Annotated in this window: 14 protein-coding genes and 4 pseudogenes; 8 read left to right on the forward strand and 10 right to left on the reverse strand. The window is 61.2% G+C overall.

Going from position 1 to position 15454, the window contains the following annotated elements:
• Positions 1 to 42 precede the first annotated feature (42 nt).
• From IVA88_RS28325 to IVA88_RS28335, 3 genes are all read left to right on the forward strand, one after another.
• Positions 43 to 249, forward strand: a complete 207-nt coding sequence (locus IVA88_RS28325; RefSeq protein WP_247500502.1) for a hypothetical protein — start codon at positions 43 to 45, stop codon at positions 247 to 249.
• Positions 250 to 330: 81 nt separating this feature from the next.
• A complete protein-coding gene (locus IVA88_RS28330) occupies positions 331 to 543 on the forward strand; it encodes a hypothetical protein (RefSeq protein WP_247500503.1) in 213 nt (70 codons plus the stop codon).
• Between the two features lie 82 nt (positions 544 to 625).
• The gene (locus tag IVA88_RS28335; protein WP_247500504.1) at positions 626 to 808 is read left to right on the forward strand and encodes a hypothetical protein; all 183 of its coding nucleotides are present in this window, start codon (positions 626 to 628) and stop codon (positions 806 to 808) included.
• 1289 nt (positions 809 to 2097) lie between these two features.
• Here IVA88_RS28335 and IVA88_RS28340 read toward each other — a convergent pair.
• The 3 genes from IVA88_RS28340 to ligD all read right to left on the reverse strand — a co-directional run bounded on the left by IVA88_RS28340 (position 2098) and on the right by ligD (position 5165).
• Positions 2098 to 2676: a hypothetical protein gene (locus IVA88_RS28340; RefSeq protein WP_247500505.1), complete on the reverse strand. Its 579-nt coding sequence runs from the start codon at positions 2674 to 2676 to the stop codon at positions 2098 to 2100.
• 159 nt (positions 2677 to 2835) lie between these two features.
• Positions 2836 to 3342: a hypothetical protein gene (locus IVA88_RS28345; RefSeq protein ID WP_247500506.1), complete on the reverse strand. Its 507-nt coding sequence runs from the start codon at positions 3340 to 3342 to the stop codon at positions 2836 to 2838.
• Positions 3343 to 3347: 5 nt separating this feature from the next.
• Positions 3348 to 5165: a DNA ligase D gene (gene ligD / locus IVA88_RS28350; protein ID WP_247500507.1), complete on the reverse strand. Its 1818-nt coding sequence runs from the start codon at positions 5163 to 5165 to the stop codon at positions 3348 to 3350.
• Positions 5166 to 5658: 493 nt separating this feature from the next.
• Here ligD and IVA88_RS28355 point away from each other — a divergent pair.
• Positions 5659 to 6127, forward strand: a pseudogene (locus IVA88_RS28355) (hypothetical protein).
• Positions 6128 to 6140: 13 nt separating this feature from the next.
• On the opposite strand, the pseudogene IVA88_RS28360 reads toward IVA88_RS28355, so the two are convergent.
• Together IVA88_RS28360 and IVA88_RS28365 are read right to left on the reverse strand one after the other, a co-directional pair.
• A pseudogene (locus tag IVA88_RS28360) lies at positions 6141 to 6418 on the reverse strand (hypothetical protein).
• 1 nt (position 6419) lies between these two features.
• Entirely contained in the window at positions 6420 to 6644 is a 225-nt protein-coding gene (locus tag IVA88_RS28365) for a hypothetical protein (RefSeq protein ID WP_247500508.1), read from the reverse strand.
• Positions 6645 to 6812: 168 nt separating this feature from the next.
• Here IVA88_RS28365 and IVA88_RS28370 point away from each other — a divergent pair.
• Together IVA88_RS28370 and IVA88_RS28375 are read left to right on the forward strand one after the other, a co-directional pair.
• Positions 6813 to 7735: pseudogene (locus tag IVA88_RS28370) on the forward strand (Ku protein).
• A gap of 256 nt (positions 7736 to 7991) precedes the next feature.
• Positions 7992 to 9206, forward strand: a pseudogene (locus tag IVA88_RS28375) (erythromycin esterase family protein); the annotation flags it as partial.
• A 291-nt stretch (positions 9207 to 9497) separates the two neighbouring features.
• On the opposite strand, the gene IVA88_RS28380 reads toward IVA88_RS28375, so the two are convergent.
• The 3 genes from IVA88_RS28380 to IVA88_RS32375 all read right to left on the reverse strand — a co-directional run bounded on the left by IVA88_RS28380 (position 9498) and on the right by IVA88_RS32375 (position 11548).
• On the reverse strand, positions 9498 to 9950 hold the full coding sequence (locus IVA88_RS28380) for an Hsp20 family protein (RefSeq protein ID WP_247500509.1): 453 nt from the start codon (positions 9948 to 9950) through the stop codon (positions 9498 to 9500).
• A 481-nt stretch (positions 9951 to 10431) separates the two neighbouring features.
• Complete coding sequence (locus IVA88_RS32370; protein WP_253075363.1) at positions 10432 to 10977, reverse strand: MFS transporter; 546 nt, start codon at positions 10975 to 10977, stop codon at positions 10432 to 10434.
• Positions 10934 to 11548, reverse strand: a complete 615-nt coding sequence (locus tag IVA88_RS32375; RefSeq protein ID WP_346657654.1) for an MFS transporter — start codon at positions 11546 to 11548, stop codon at positions 10934 to 10936. The genes IVA88_RS32370 and IVA88_RS32375 overlap by 44 nt, the downstream gene beginning before the upstream one ends.
• A gap of 274 nt (positions 11549 to 11822) precedes the next feature.
• On the opposite strand from IVA88_RS32375, the gene IVA88_RS28390 reads away from it, so the two are divergent.
• Entirely contained in the window at positions 11823 to 12089 is a 267-nt protein-coding gene (locus IVA88_RS28390; RefSeq protein ID WP_247500510.1) for a hypothetical protein, read from the forward strand.
• Positions 12090 to 12276: 187 nt separating this feature from the next.
• Here the strand turns inward: IVA88_RS28390 and IVA88_RS28395 are convergent, their stop codons facing one another.
• The gene (locus tag IVA88_RS28395; RefSeq protein WP_346657655.1) at positions 12277 to 12930 is read right to left on the reverse strand and encodes a MarC family protein; all 654 of its coding nucleotides are present in this window, start codon (positions 12928 to 12930) and stop codon (positions 12277 to 12279) included.
• A gap of 274 nt (positions 12931 to 13204) precedes the next feature.
• Here IVA88_RS28395 and rpoH point away from each other — a divergent pair, with 274 nt between their 5' ends.
• Complete coding sequence (gene rpoH / locus IVA88_RS28400) at positions 13205 to 14125, forward strand: RNA polymerase sigma factor RpoH (protein ID WP_247500512.1); 921 nt, start codon at positions 13205 to 13207, stop codon at positions 14123 to 14125.
• A gap of 111 nt (positions 14126 to 14236) precedes the next feature.
• On the opposite strand, the gene IVA88_RS28405 is transcribed toward rpoH, so the two are convergent.
• Positions 14237 to 15157: a division plane positioning ATPase MipZ gene (locus IVA88_RS28405; RefSeq protein ID WP_247500513.1), complete on the reverse strand. Its 921-nt coding sequence runs from the start codon at positions 15155 to 15157 to the stop codon at positions 14237 to 14239.
• Positions 15158 to 15454 lie beyond the last annotated feature (297 nt).

Consider the following 15454-nt stretch of genomic DNA (forward strand, 5'->3'; position numbering starts at 1 on the left):
GCAAAAGGGAAATGCATTGCTATCCTTCACAGGAACACGACGATGATCGCCGACAATTCGGCGCGTGCACATCACATCAATATTCAACGCTACCACCTCTTATTGCAAACCACTCTGACGGAGTTCGAGCGCCAGTTCGTCGAAAGGCGCCTGCGCGAGGAGCAATCGAAGCTGAAGATGCTGGTCAGTTCGCGCTCAAGCAACCTACACCACGATCAATCAAGCGGCCCAGATGACCCCGCAGGCTAGCTGCGCTTACCCCGTTCCATTCATGCTGCAGAAGGTACGCATTTCATCGGCACAACTTCTAATCTCGACAGGAGAGCATTCATGGGGAAGGATCATTGCTTGATCGTTCAAGCAGCCGGGAGACAGTTGGATCTGCTACGCGATGAAGCGTCTCGCATTGCAAAAGGGAGGAAGATCGACTGGTGGATCGATCGTGCAGACGTGGGCACGCTCTTTTGCTTCGAAGATACTGCGGCAAAAGAGGCGTTCGCGAGTAGCTGCGACAGCTTCGGTATTCCACGCCGAGAGAGCTAGCCGGAGCGCCAGGAAAACCGCCCAACCACTTGCGCTCACCCTTCGGTTGCGGTTGGATTATCGTTTTAGGACTGTTGATCCAATGGCCATCCAAGTGATTGTGGCGAAGGTTCTCAGAGACGAACTTGCCTTGCGGGGCATTCGATCCTTGACCGCGGAGGAGCCGGAGGCGATTGCTGCTCGCATCTTTGAGCGGATCACTGAACTCGAGCTGGAGCTTGCCGCCCGGGATTTCAACATTCCCGGAAGCGGCCGGCCAACGTGACGGGCTGAGTGTAGGTCCGTTTACGACCCCCTACTAAGGGAGCTGGAGCGCACGATGGCGCAAACCGTCCGGCTCACATTCTCGGAAATCGAGAAGGTTCGCGAGACCCTTACCTGCGTCAGCGTACAAGTTCAGCGCCTGGTGGCAAATGAGAGCTCGCGCAAAGCTGGTCACGTGCAGGCGATCGTGGCTCCACACTGCGTTCGTGGCTGGGCTTTCTCTGAAACAGCGCACGGTGGAATTCATCGGCCAGAAGAACTTGCCCACTCGCGCTATCCCTCCGGTTGCGGCGGGTTTTTCCGGGCTGGTCGAAGGCCATTCCACAAACGTTCAGATTCACTATTGAAGCAGCGTAGGCCCTCTGGACGCCCCCCAAATGCAGGCCGCACGTAAGGTCTGTTGCAGGCGATCACATGCAGCCGAGGTCGCGTTTCGATGCTTATCGGATGCTTGCGATCTCAGGAGCAACAGGACGGCGGCTTATAGCTGTGGGGCTGATGTAGTCAGCGGCGATAGTGCGTCACGGCTGTTCCTGGATGACCTTGGAATACTGCGCACCGCCGACCGTGGCGCTTGGTGCGCGCGCCAGCCGGATCAGGCAATCTTACGATTTGGCCCCAAGGTGGAGATTGTCTTGGGCGCGGGCTCCCCGGTTTATTTTCACTAAAATGGAAGCTCCTGACGAACAATTCTCTGTTCTGCTCATAGCTAACTGGTCTGGTCGTAGCTTATGACCGTAGCTTCTTCCTGCTGCCTAAGAGCGACCTTCCAAAAACGCTAAGGGTCCTACGTCATAGGCAATTCGGTTGGGAGGAGTGGATATCCTCTGATCTACGACAAATTGAGGATTGTAGGCAGATGCCATTGGTCGCGCTTCGTGAGGCTCGTCAGGGCGGCATAGAGCGCCGTTCTCCCGGCAGATGCGCTCCATGGCGCCTCGCGAGGTGCTTGCAATCGACCTTTGATGCGACACACCCGCCCTCGCCCGCCGCCGCAACTTTTCAAAGGCGCGCGGCACAGACCGAAGCGGTGGTATTTGCCGCACGGCCCGATCTGCCGGCGCCAGATATCGCCCAAGCCGCATTCTGAGCTCCTGAGTTCGAGGATCGGCAAACACGTAAGAAAAGGGGCGACCCGCCTGGGCGGGCCGCCGCATAATTCATCGCCCACAACATGCGCTGGGCTGAGAAGTTCCAGGTTTCCGTTCCGGAGGGGGGTCGCTAGCCGGCCGATCACCGTCAATCGGCGTGACTTCCGGTTTGGCTTGCAGAGCCGGCGGTTATGCGACGCTATGTCAGAAGCTGTGGCAGTCGCGTCGCCTCCAAGTGCACCTGATCGACACATCGCTGCACCGGACCCGGGTAGTCTTGCTCGATCCAAGGCTCATCGGCAAAGCGAACATCGTCGATCTTCGAAAGCCGAAGGCAGATCCACTTGGCTTGTGCCGGACGCGTCGTCCGCTCACTCGCGTGCACAAGGAGGACGAATGCGCGCTCCTCTCCGGTGGTATGGCCCAGGATATAGGGGCAGACCGTCTGGCACTTGCCGTCGCGGCTGACGTGAACGGGCCGGCGTTCAAGAAGCGCTTGTCTGAGCGTGATGAAGACTTTGCTGTGGCCTGCGCTAAGGATCTGGAATGGCCGCTTCTGAGCGCGGCTGGGTCGGTACGCTGCGAAGTCCGGATTGAAGGTCGCTGCTCGCGTGATCCCCATGCGCTCCATCAGGGCAAAACTCGTCCGGTCGACGAAGGAAAAGCTCTCGTCCGGGAAGCGCGCTCCTATCTCCGAAGCCGCATCCAGATCGGCGCGGACGATGGGTTCGATCCGAACTCCGCTGTCGCGCAGCCGCTCCCAGAAGACTTCCGCCACACCGCGGCCAATCGGGCTCTTAGAAGCTGGCACGTCTCGACCAGCACCAAGTCCGTCGTGAGGTATTGGCCGACGCTCTGAAGGATCGACTTGGCGCGCTCATTCTGAGCATCTTGCTTGGCCGCTGCAGCGAACCAGACGGAGCTGTCAACGAACCACTCATTCGTGTAACTCCTGAACCGGGTACTGCCAAATGTCGCGCTTTGGCTCGTTGCCCTCAAGCCATTTTTGCGCGCGCTCTTTCGAGGCAAAGAGCTTGATCCAGTCGGGCTCACCGAACGCTCTGGACGCCGGATCGGGCAAGCAGAGCCACACCGAGGCTTGAGCTGGACCGCCTTCCACTTCGTACTCCCAGGCAACGCCTTCGGGGTCGTTGTCGTGGAGCCAGGCGTCGGCGGCACCCCAAGCTGCAAATATCTTGACCCACTCCGGATGCCCCGCCGCGCGCACCTCGCCGTTCTCGTAGTCATCAAGGTAGAGCCATACGGTTCTGCCCTCTCGGCGAGCCGTGTCATGACTGCGCACCACCTCGTTGACCCTCTGCCGGTTGGAACGATCGGTTTCAGGCAGCGACGTCACCGCCGCATAGAGTTCGGCGGGAATGCTGCGCCTGTCGCCGGGAGGCTTGGAGCGCCATTCCACCCATTGATCGAATGCGTCCGACATCTTGTTCACCTCCTTGGTTTCGCACGGAACGGACTGTCGATGGTGAAGGCGTCCGGCGCGATCCCGCTCTCGATCCGCTTCCAGGTCACGGGCGCTGCGATCGGAAATCCCTCTCGGGCTCGCGGGGAATAGGTGCCGATGGCGGTGGTGCCGCGACCATTGCGCAGATAGTCGAGGAAGATGCGATCGCGGCGCTTTGCCTGAGCAGACAGCAGGTAGCGGTCTGGATGGCGCGCTGCGAGGGCGGAGACCAGCTGATGCGCAACCCGATGCGCCTTGTCGTGCAGCATCGGCTGATCCAGTAGCGCCATCAGATGAATACCTTTGCCCCCGGTGAGCTTGGGCCAGGTCTCAAAACCCTCGCGCTTCATCAGCGTGCGTAGATCGAGCGCGGTCTCCACCACGGCATTCCAGTCGACGCCCTCGCCGGGATCGAGGTCGATCACGATGCGGTCGGCATGTTCGAAGTCCTCGGCGGTCGCATTCCACGGGTGAAGCTCGACCGCGCCGATCTCGACGAGCCCAAGCAAACCATCAAGGCTGTCGACCCACAGGCGCGTTCCTTGGCCGCCCTCGCGCTTCTGAATACGAAGCTGATGCACGGCGGCCGGAATGTCCTTCGGCAGCGGCCCCTTGTGATAAAAGGTCGTGCCGTGCACGTGACGCACGAGCTTCAGCGGACGATGGCCGAGGTGCGGCAGCGCCTTCTTCCACACCCGGGTCCAATAATCGGCGAGTTCTTCTTTGGACGGAGCAACGGCCTCGGGCAGAAGCTGCAGGATGTTCTCCCGGGGGACGCCCAGCTTCGGCCGGCCGGCGACGGACGGCACCAGCCGCGGCGCCTTGACCTTGCGCACCGCAAGATCATCGCGAAACCCCTTCAACACGGCTTCGCGGAGCAGGCCATCATCGGTCAGCGCACCATATTGCACCTCGATCCCAAGGGTCGGCTCGACCCAGGTCGCCTTCGGCTTTTTGACCGCCGCATCGAGCGGAGAATTCTTGCGGATCAACGGATCCAGCCGCTCGCGCAATTCGCGTGCAGTCGTCTCGGTGTAACCGGTACGCACCTTGCCGGCGTAGAGCAGCTTGCCGTTCTGGCGCCGGCCGACGTAGAGCGAGGCGACCTTGCGCGGGCGCGCCCCAAGCTTCTCCACGAAGGCGACGATCGGAAGGGTCTCGCTCTTCTTGCACTTGAGCTTGATCCAGCTCTCCTGCCGACCCGAGCGGTACGGCTGGCCCAGCCGCTTGGCGACCAGACCTTCGAGGCCCAGCTTGCACCCGTTGTCGAATATCACGTTGCCGTCCGCCGCAAGCGCCTCGACATAGATGAAAGTCTCTGGCGCGTCCTTCAGAAGCCGCTGCAGCAGGCGCTTGCGATCCTCATACGCGACAGCACGCAAGTCATAGCCGTCCAGGTACAGGAGATCGAAAGCGTGGTAGCGCACGCGCTCGCTGCGCTTCGGACCGAGCTCCCGCCTCAGCTGCTGGAAGTCCGGCAGGCCGGCACTGCCGTACACCACGGCCTCACCGTCCATGATCGCACTGTTTGCCTTGAGTAGGTCGGCGCTCGCGGCGATCGAGGAGAATTGTTCGGTCCAGTCCAGGCCCGTGCGTGAATAGACCTTGGCATCACCATCTCGCAGGTGCAGCTGCGCGCGGTAGCCGTCGGCCTTGATCTCGTAGACCCAGTCTTTGCCGCGCGGCGGCTTCTCGCGCAACGTGGGATCACACGGCTCGATGTAACCAGGAATAGCAACTTTGATGGCGCCGTGGACACGCGATACTCCCGAACGAGACTGACGCAACTCCACAGCACACATTGCGATTCAACGTCGTCACGCCGATTCGTTCCTTGTCTCATCTGCGGATCCCCGGAACGTGGGTTGCCTCCGGGCGTTGGCGAGCGGTGGTGCAGGGGAGGAGCGAGTGCGATGATAGAAACGGAGAGCCTGCTCGAAAAATGTCGCCGGTGCGGCGCATGGCCTATGGCGGCGAACATCCAAAAGACCGCTTCCGTGCGACGCGAAATCCAGTTCAGGTGTCCGAGGTGCCGGGCGGAAGAGGTCGGCTGGCTCCGTCGTCCGCAGTCCCCGCTGCGCGCTGCCTGATATCACCGCCCCAGAGCCAAGGAACTGACGCCATTGCGTTCTCCAAGGGGCGGCAGATGCTCGTGCGGGTTTCTCGCCAAGAATTCTCGATGCTAATGATCCTGTCGAGGAAGGTGAGTAGCTCGCGTGCTTCAATCGGCAGCATCAGACATCTTGGAACGTAGTGACCTTCTCCGCTTTTCTCTATGATCGCCGGAGGAACGCGATGAAATCGACGTGGGCAGCTCTCACATTGACACTTGCTGCCTCGACATTGGCGGCTTCGGCCCAGCCGGTCAGATGGACCAGATACAACATTCCGGAGAGCGGCACCTCCGTTGACTTTCCGTCCGCGATCTTTACCGAGGCAGCCGGCCGACCCGACGGTTACGGTCAACGGTTCCGCACCGCCGACGGACGCGCAGACCTCACGATCCAGGCCGCGCCGAGCGTCGGGAACGACTCTCCCGCTACCTTTCTAGCAAAGAAGCATCCGCCTTCACGCATTCAATACAAGCGAATGACGCCACGGTTCGTTGCGGTGTCCAGCTACAGGGGGGGACAAGGTTTGGTACAACCGCTGCAACTTCTCCGGGCGGCTGGTCCATTGCATCCTGATCAACTATCCCGCGGACGAAGAGCACGACTGGGACAAGATCGTCACTCGCATCAGTCTGTCGCTCAGCGGCAAATAGATTCTCTATTGGCTCAGGCTGACATTTTCGCGGTCCCGCCGTTCAAAGCGCTCAGGTCGTCCGGGACTTCGCCGAACTTGCGAATGACGGTGACGTCTCCGAACTCGCCGGTCGCAGGATCTCCAGTACGGCTGAATGCGACTGAGCCTAGGATCCCGGGCTTGCGAGACAGCGCCTCGGCACGCATCACCGCAGCATTGGCCGAGAAGCACTCCGACGCCTCGCCGGCGGCGGTGCCATCGTCCGCGCGGCAACAAAGGGCAACGCGACGCAGTAGGTGATCTCGGCCATGTCAGTCGTACCAATCCTTGCGATCGCGCGGGATGTCGAGCCGGCGGCGCGAGTAGCCGGCGGAAACCGAGGCGCGTAGCTCCACGACCTGTGCCTCCAGGAAGCCGTTGGCGACAAGCAGCGATTTGACAGCTTCGCGCGCATCTCCGCCGCAGGCAGCGATCGTCTGGTCGGCGGCGGCCTCCAGCTCGAAGCTGGCCGGTTCAGATGGCTGGGGTCGGTTCATAGGTGAATGTTCTCATTATGTTCGCAAAAGTCAAGCGTGCGCGCCATGTGCCGTAGCGCCTCTCTCGGCGGTCAGGCCCAATATGCGTCGACGGCGGCGGCAGTGTCGGAACCGTGTCGGGCCGTTCGTCTTGAGTCCAAGTCCTCGTACCTGGAGTTTTGCGTACCCATGGCCCCCCGCGCGAACTGGAAAGGCTTTCTGCGCCTGTCCCTCGTCACCTGTCCGGTGGCGCTGTACCCGGCCACTTCCGAGAGCGAGAAGATCTCGTTCAACCAGCTGAATCGGCAGACCGGTCACCGCATCAAGTACCTCAAGGTCGACGCCGACACAGGCGAGGAGGTCCCGAACGAGGACATCGTCAAGGGCGTCAAGGGCTGCCAGCTCGAGAAGGATCAGTTCATCGAGGTCTCCAAGGAAGAGCTCGAGGAGCTCGCGCTTGAGTCAACGCGAACCACCGAGATCGACGAGTTCGTCGACAAGACCGATATTGACCCGCGATACCTGATCCGCCCCTATTACATCCGCCGCGACGGCAAGGTCGGTCACGACGCGTTCACGGTGATCCGGGAGACCATCCGCGAGATGGACAAGGTCGCCATCGGGCGTGTGGTGTTGACCAACCGCGAGCACATCATCGCCCTCGAGCCAATGGATAAGGGCCGCTGCGCTACCCCTATGAAGTGCGCAGCGAACAGGAGTATTTCGACGAGATCCAGGACGTCAAAGTCACCAAGGATATGCTCGATCTCGCCAGGCACATCGTGAACCAGAAGGCGGGGCGCTTCGATCCGGAGAAATTCGAGGATCACCATGAAAGCGTGCTGATCGAGCTCATCAACCAGAAGCGCGCCGGCAAGCCGATTACCCCGAAGGAGCGTCCGCGCGGTGAGAACGTCGTCGATCTAATGGACGCGCTACGCAAGAGCGTCGGCAGTGCAGCAGCCGAGAGTAAGACAGCGAAGAAGCTCACGAAGAAAGTGAAGAAGGCGGCGGCTGGCCAGAAGGAAATGCTGCCGATCGCCGGCAAGAAGCCGGCAAAGGAAGTCACCCCGAAGAAGCAGGCGGCCGGGACGCGGCGGAAGTCTGCCTGACGTTGAAACAGGGGTCGCATGGAGGCGAAACTCGTGCTTGGAGAGCACGGTTTGGGTGGAAGACGCTGCGCCCGACCCTAACGGGTACGCCCTACAGAATACTTAGTAGGCCGATCGGTACGCCAAAACTAAGCGGCGACCTTCAGTGCGCCCAACCGCTTACGGAGAAACGCCAGGACATAATCTCGTCGGCGGTGAGCTTCGACGAACGCGCTCCAGATCTCGACAATGTCGCCGGCCGTATTTGAAGGGATGCTTTGATCGCTTCGCGTCCTCTCGGATTGTCCTGCTTGGGGAAGCCAGCCACGGCACGTCTGAGTTCTACCAGGCGCGAGCCGCGATCACGCGCCGCCTGATTGAGAAGCACGGCTTTACGGCCGTTGCCGTCGAAGCAGATTGGCCTGACGCCGCGGCGATCGACCGATACGTTCGCCAGCGAGCGTCCCGCAGCTCGAGCGGGAAGCCGTTCCAGCGTTTCCCAAGCTGGATGTGGCGCAATACGGATGTCGCCGCTTTCGTCGAGTGGATGCGCGAACATAACGACAGAAAGCCCGCGGCGAGCGGGCCGCATTCTTCGGTCTCGATATCTACAACATGCGAAGCTCCATCGTTGCCGTCCTCACCTATCTCGATAGGGTAGATCCTGCAGCAGCAATTGCGCGCGAGCGTTATGGGTGCCTGACCCCTTGGCAGCGCGAACCATCGACCTACGGTCGTGCCGTCCTGACTGAAGGTTATCGAAAATGCGAAGCGGAGGTGGTCCGACAGTGCCAGGAGATCCTCGGAAAGCACCTCGACTACGCCGCGAACGACCCGGACAGCTTCCTGGACGCGGCGCAGAACGCGCGTCTTGTCGCATCCGCCGAACGCTACTATCGGATCATGTATTACGGAGGCGCCGAATCCTGGAATCTGCGCGATACGCACATGTTCGAGACCTTGGGGCATATCCTCGAGGCGCAAGGTCCCCAATCGAAGGCAGTGGTCTGGGCGCACAACTCTCATATCGGCGATGCCCGCTTCACGGAGATGGGTGTTGTCCGGGAGGAGCTGAACCTTGGGCAGCTTTGTCGAAACAAGTTCGCCGGCGCAGCATGCTTGGTCGGATTTGGCACCCGGGGTACCGTGGCCGCCGCGTCGGACTGGGACGGCGAGATGGAAGTGATGCAGGTGCGGGCCTCTCGGCCGGACAGCTACGAGCGCCAGTTTCACGATTCCGGTGTGGCGCGCGGCCTCCTTGAGTTTCGTCGCGATGAGAGCCTTCGCCGTCGCTTGATCGAGCCGCGGCTCGAACGCTTTATCGGAGTTATCTACCGACCCGACACCGAACTGCAAAGAATTACGCGGAAGCCTCCTTGGCCCAGCAGTTTGACGCCTTCTTGTGGTTCGACGAGTCTCACGCAGTCCGGCCTCTAGGGCCCGAACAATCGCCGTGCCGGCGTCCCCCGACACCTATCCATTCGGCCTGTGATGCGAGCTGGCGCGATTGCAACCATCGAAGCTGCAGTCCTGCTACCGAGCCCGTTTGACTTGAACGGGGCGATATCAAACGCACGAAACGCATTGTCGAACAGCCGGTTCATTTCGCTGTGCAGCGCGAAGAACGGATTGGCCTCATTGCGTTGGAAGGACATCTCCCGTGAGCCATTTCCGAATGGAATGAGATCTCGCAGTGCCATGGTATTCTCTCCTTTGTTTGCTTTTTGCCGGACGGGCGCGCGGCAACGCCGCGCACCACCCGCAGCTCTGACCGGTAGACCGGTCAGGCTACTTGCTTCTGCTCGATTTGCTGGTTGTCATTGCCGGCCAAGCCGATCTCGATGTGACGCGGTTTCACTGACTCCGGCACTTCCCGGACCAGATCGATCATCAGCATACCGCTTTCGAACGTCGCATTCTTCACCTGGACGTGGTCGGCCAGGTTGAACACGCGGCGGAACGGCGGCATGGAGATGCCCTGGAACAGGAAGTTGTGATCACCTTTGTCGGCCTTGCGGCCCTCCACGGTGAGCTTGGATTGCTCCGCAGTGATCGTGATCTCATCCGGGGTGAAGCCGGCCAACGCCAGCGAGATTCGGTACTGGTCCTCGCCAGTCCGCTCGATGTCGTACAGCGGATAATTGTCCCTGTCGTTCATCGCGTCGTTGGCCAGGTCAAGCATTCGGTCGAAGCCGATGCTCGAACGCCAGAATGGGGACAGATCATAGGTCCTCATAGCCATATCCTCCTTTGAGCAACATGGATAAGAGCGCGCCGGGATCTTCCGGCGGTTTCTGCCGGACCGTAGAACGCGTCCGGCGCCACACCGGTGGCAAGCAACCATTTAGAAGCACGTTTTTCGACGTCAAGAGATCCCGCCCGCTCTTCTGCTGAATTTTCGAAGTCACGGGTGTGCTGCTCGGCACCCGGCACGCCGGCGGCGGGGTTCCTAGGAGGACCGTCTGCCGGCCGTTGCATGGGCCCGCGTCTGCACCTCACAGAGAGGCCGTTCCGATCCGAGAGCAGAGCGGGACGAGGGCTGTCGGGCAAGCGCTCAGCCGCGCGCCATCATCTTCCGTCTGCTGGTCGGACGCGGAGGGCACCCGACGAGGAACAAGGAGACAGACGACACGCGCTCTAGTGGCAACTCCAAACTATTCGCCAGGGCGGCGGTTTAGTTTTAGGTGCATTCAATGCGCGTATGTCGCCTGGTTCCTTCAGCCAAAGGATCCAGACCGGGCCGTCCGTCGCGCGAACCCGTGCCACGCAAGCGGGACGGCGACTATGCAGAGAGCTGCCATCGGAATGAATGCTGCCCCGGCATAGGCCTCGTAGAGAGCGCCGGAAACGAGAGTCAGCAGCGTGCTCACCAGTCCGGAGCCGAACGCGTACACCGCCTGGGCTGTCGCCGCGATGGTTATGGGCACTACGGCCCGCATGAGGCGCATGCAAGCGAGATGAAGCAGAGCAAAAGTCAGTCCGTGCAACGGCTGTATCATCGCAAGGAGCAAAACCGAGCTCGTCAGTCCCGCAACGCACCAACGCACGACGCCGGCGGCGGCCGCGAGAACAGCGGCGGCACGGGCGCCAAACCGATCAAGCATGGCCGGACCGACCAGCAAAAAGACGAAGACCTCTGCCAGGACCGCTTCGGCCCATAGGAAGCTGATTGTCGACGGGGCAAAGCCAGAATCGCTCCATCGGATGACCGCGAAGGCGTCATGCATTGCGTGACTGCCGTAGACCAAAGCTGAAGCCGCCATAACCGATCGGAACCCCGGAATCTTGAGAACTGCGAACACTTCGTCCACAGCGGAGCCCGCCGCACGATGAGGCTTGAGCGACCGGACGGGGAACCCATGCCGTTGCGCCGGCGGCCGCGATCAGGAGGATCGCATTCACCCAGGCGACCGGCGCGAGATCCGTGGAAGTTATGAGCTGCCCAACTGCCAACGTTCCCAGCACAAAAGCGACCGAACCCGCACCTCGTATCCAGCCGTACTCGAGGGGCCTCCCTGCCGTCTGCGGCCGCGCGGCATTGACCGACAACGCATCGGCAATCGCCGTCGTAGGAGCAAGAGCCGCCGCCTGGACCAGTGCGGCAAGGAGCAACAGCACGAATGTATCCGTCCCGAGCAAAGCAGCGGCGGCGCCTGCGGCAACGATCGCACAGCCGGCGAGCACAAGGCGCAACGATCCGATTAGGTCGGCGAAGGCTGCGACAACTGGTCCGGAGACGAGCCGCATCAGCATCGCGGCGGCGAGTAGCCCCCCGATCTGCTGGGCGCTCAGCGCCTTCGCTTCGAAGAACTTCGGCCAGAACGGTGATGCCACGCCAAATGCTGCGTATAGCGCGCCATACAACATAACATACGCGAACGGTCCGGTTACACGCACGACTCTGCGCCCTGGCCCGAATGCATAGCTGGCGCAAGTAGGGCCAGATAGTCGCGCCCCCACTTGCCCCAGCAACTCCGCACTTTCGAACGGATCATCGCCATTCGCAACGGCTCCATTCGGTCTTGTCGATCCAAGGCGCGAACCAGCATGTCGCAAACTGGTTATGGCGTAGCAGCGAACGCGGACCTTCGGAAACGGAACAGCCAGCATGCCGAACAACGAGGAACAGAGCTATCTCGAGTCGCTCGTGCGCGCCGAATTCGAGCGTTGCCACCCCGACGACACTTTCGAGCATCTCAAGCGGCGGGCGGCATTCTCGAAGGAAGACAAGGGGCTGCTGCGGGACTGGATGGCCATTGCCAAGGCTCGTGCCGCAGCGCAGCGCGCCAAGCCTTCACCGGTGGACCCCGCGATAGAGGCAGGAGAGCCTGCGGCAACTCGGCGCCACCACGGCACAGGGGGGCGGGCGACTTGACGCTGATCGCCAGCCTTGTCGCTTTTGGCCGTTACTCTGCTTCGCCGCGCAGACAAGATCCAGCACCAGCAAAGCCGAACGATGTTAGACACCTTCATCAATTCGCTCCACAGCTGATGCTGCGCTTCCAGCCAGCTCTCTCTTGAGGCGCTGCACGTCGCCCGCGGGGCGGTCATGCCGTGGTAGGCTATGGGCTTGCCAATCCCGGCAGCTCACTTCGAATGCCCGTCATAATGAAATTCACGCCGATCGCGGCGACGATAAGGGCCATCACGCGGGTCATGACACTGATGCCGGTACGACCCAGCACGCGCTGGACCGCCGCCGCCATCCACAAGGTCAGTCCGATCAGGAAAGTAGCCACGAGTGCGGCGGCCCCCAGGAATGCCTTGGCAAGCCACCCCGGATTGTCATTGGAAAGAGTGATCAGGATGCCCATCTCGGCCGGCCCGACCAGCAGCGGAAAGGCAAAAGGGGTAATGGCGAGCCCGTGGACGTCGACTTCGCTGCGGCTCGCCTCGTCGGAGCGCGGTATCAGTTTGCCATGTTGCGCCTGAAACATTTCAAGCGCGATGACCAGCGCGAGCAGCCCGCCCGCAATGCGGAAATCGTCCAGTCCGACATTGAAGAACTTCAGGATCTCCTTGCCAAGGAGCACCGCGCCGAAGAAGAAGGTACCTACCGCTGTGCAAGCCAGGAGTATCACCCGGTGCGCCTTTCCGGCGCCTGCGTGTCGAGTGAGCGCCAAGAAAATCGGAATGGCGCCGATAGGGTTGCTCAATGCGTACAGGAGCATGGTAATTCCGACAAATTGATTCCAAGCCATGGCTCGTCCCCACATTGCTTCTGCGATGACCGCTGCCGATTCGCCTATATGGACGCATGAGTTCGGAATGGCAGCGACAAGCCGTCACCTCAGGACTCTCTGCCACCGCGGCACCTGTCGGGTATCGCCAGCCGAGCCCCTCTCAACAGATGCTCTTTCCAAGGCGCGACGGGAACAATGCGACTGGTCGTGGATTTTCTGGGCGCGACCGATGCGCTTGGGTGCCGCTCCCGGGCCCAAGCCGCACCCTCGGTGCTCCAACCCACTTTGCTCTCAGGAGGAATTGGATATGAGCTCCCTGTCACTTCCATCAACCATGCCCACGGTCTATTCTGAAGGCGGACTCTCCCGGTACCTAGCGGCAATTCGCAATTTCCCGCTGCTCAATCCCGCCGAAGAAGCCATGTACGCCGAACGATGGCGCGAACACGGCGATCGCGAGGCCGCATACCGTCTGGTCACAAGTCACTTGCGGTTGGCTGCGAAGATAGCCCTGCGCTATCGCGGCTACGGTCTGCCGGTCGCCGACCTGATCTCAGAAGCGAACGTCGGGCTGATGCTCGCCGTGAAACGGTTCGAGCCCAAGAAGGGCTTCCGTCTCGCCACCTATGCGATGTGGTGGATCAAGGCAACCGTCCAAGAGTACATCCTGCGATCCTGGTCGTTGGTCAAGATCGGCACGACGGCAGCGCAAAAGAAGCTGTTCTTCAACTTGCGCAAGCTCAAGAACCGAATAGGAGCGGGCGAGGAAGGCGAGCTGTCAGCGGAGCAAGCCGCGTACATCGCCAGGCAATTAAAGGTTGAGCCCGGCGAAGTGGTCGAGATGAACGGAAGGATCCGAGGAGACGTTTCGCTCAACGTCCCCATGGCGCAGGCGGACACCTCCGAGGAGATGCAAGACCGCCTGGTCGATCCCTCGCCTGATCCTGAAACGCTGGTCTCCGACGCACAAGATCGCGAGCGGATAAGGGACGCCTTGAAGAATGCGCTCGCAGCCCTGACTTCGCGAGAGCGCAGCATCATCGAAGCGCGATTCCTGACGGAACAACCGAAGACATTCGACGAGCTTGCTGTCACGTTTGGCGTGTCGCGCGAGCGCATTCGCCAGATTGAGGCGCGCGCGCTGCAGAAGATCAAAAGCGCAGTCGGCACTCGCTTGGACGCGGCTCCGTTGCCTCCAACCCGCCTGCATGCCGAACTTCGGGCCTGACCAGCCAACCCTCCGACTCAGCTTCCAAGCCTGACCTGCCCCTGGCGCCGAGGCCGTTTGGCAGGTCGGGTTCTCGGGACGACCGGCTAAACAACAGAAGTGCCCCGCGGCTCAGCGGGGCAGTTCGGCGAGCAAGTCGTCAAGCTTAAGGGGCTCGCCTCGCGCCGCGAACCACTCCCGTCGCGCAGCCGCACGGCGGCGACCGCGTCCGTCTACCGGTAGCCTCAATGCATCCAGGACGCTCTGCACCTCGCGCTCAGCCACGGAATGCGCTGCATCGGCATCAATACCGGGCACATCGCCGTCCAGCCCCGAAAGGCCACGGGGAAAGAGATTCCGGTAAACCGGACGCTCAGGTAGCCCAGCGCCGGTTCGAAAGCCCAGCGCCAATCCCAGTTCGTTCAAGCTTTCAGATAGCACCGATTTACTTGAGGCCGGATCAGGGGAAAACCGGTTGCGCAGCACGATCCAATCGATCAGGGTGCCGTCGACAGACCGGCGATGGCGACGCATTTCGCGCACCAATTCCCCGTAGTGGCTGACGCCAATGATGCCCAGCGTCACGGCATCGAGGCTCGCCAGCACGTCCAGATCGACAAAACTGTCGTTGAGCGGTGTCACAACTGTGTCCGCGATGGAATGCGCCAGCCGCATCAAATAGCTATCGTGCGGTGGGGTATCGATCACGACGAAGTCGTGGCGGCGCCCGATGGATGCGATGGCTTGCTCGAACTCTTGCAGCTCGGCGACCTCGTTTTCGTCCACCTTGAGACCGTCGGCACGCGTGACGGTGAAATGAGTCGGCAGCTCGAGCTCGATATGACATCTGCGAGCCCAGTTGCGCCGGTTCTGAATATAGCGGGTAAGGGTGCGCTGGCGGCCATCGAGATCGATGGTCGCCAACCGCTGGCCGACCTTCAACAGCGCGACGGCGATATGCATCGCGACCGTCGTCTTTCCCGTACCTCCCTTTTCGTTTCCAACCACAATGACGTGGGGCGCGGCGTCCGCTTGTATGTCGACGTCCAGCATGATCCGGCCTCTGAAACGGACGGCGCCACAATGTGCCGACCGAGTCAGTATTTCTCTCGGGCAGTTTCTCCGTCGCGACCGTCGAGTGGCTCAATCGAGGCGGACATCGCGAACAACCAAGAGGAAGCTGCGTGGTTTCAAACTAGATGGCAAAGTTTAACTCGACTGAAGTTCGTGGCGAGGCGGCAGCTCGCGGGCGACCGTGCTTCACGTACAGAATGCCTGCGCCTGTCCCCGCGCGTGCTCAGCTCGAGCCACTCGCTCAAGCAACGCATTTGCGAGCGGTCAAAGGAACTT

Source organism: Bradyrhizobium sp. 149 (assembly GCF_023073915.1).
GTDB lineage: Bacteria > Pseudomonadota > Alphaproteobacteria > Rhizobiales > Xanthobacteraceae > Bradyrhizobium.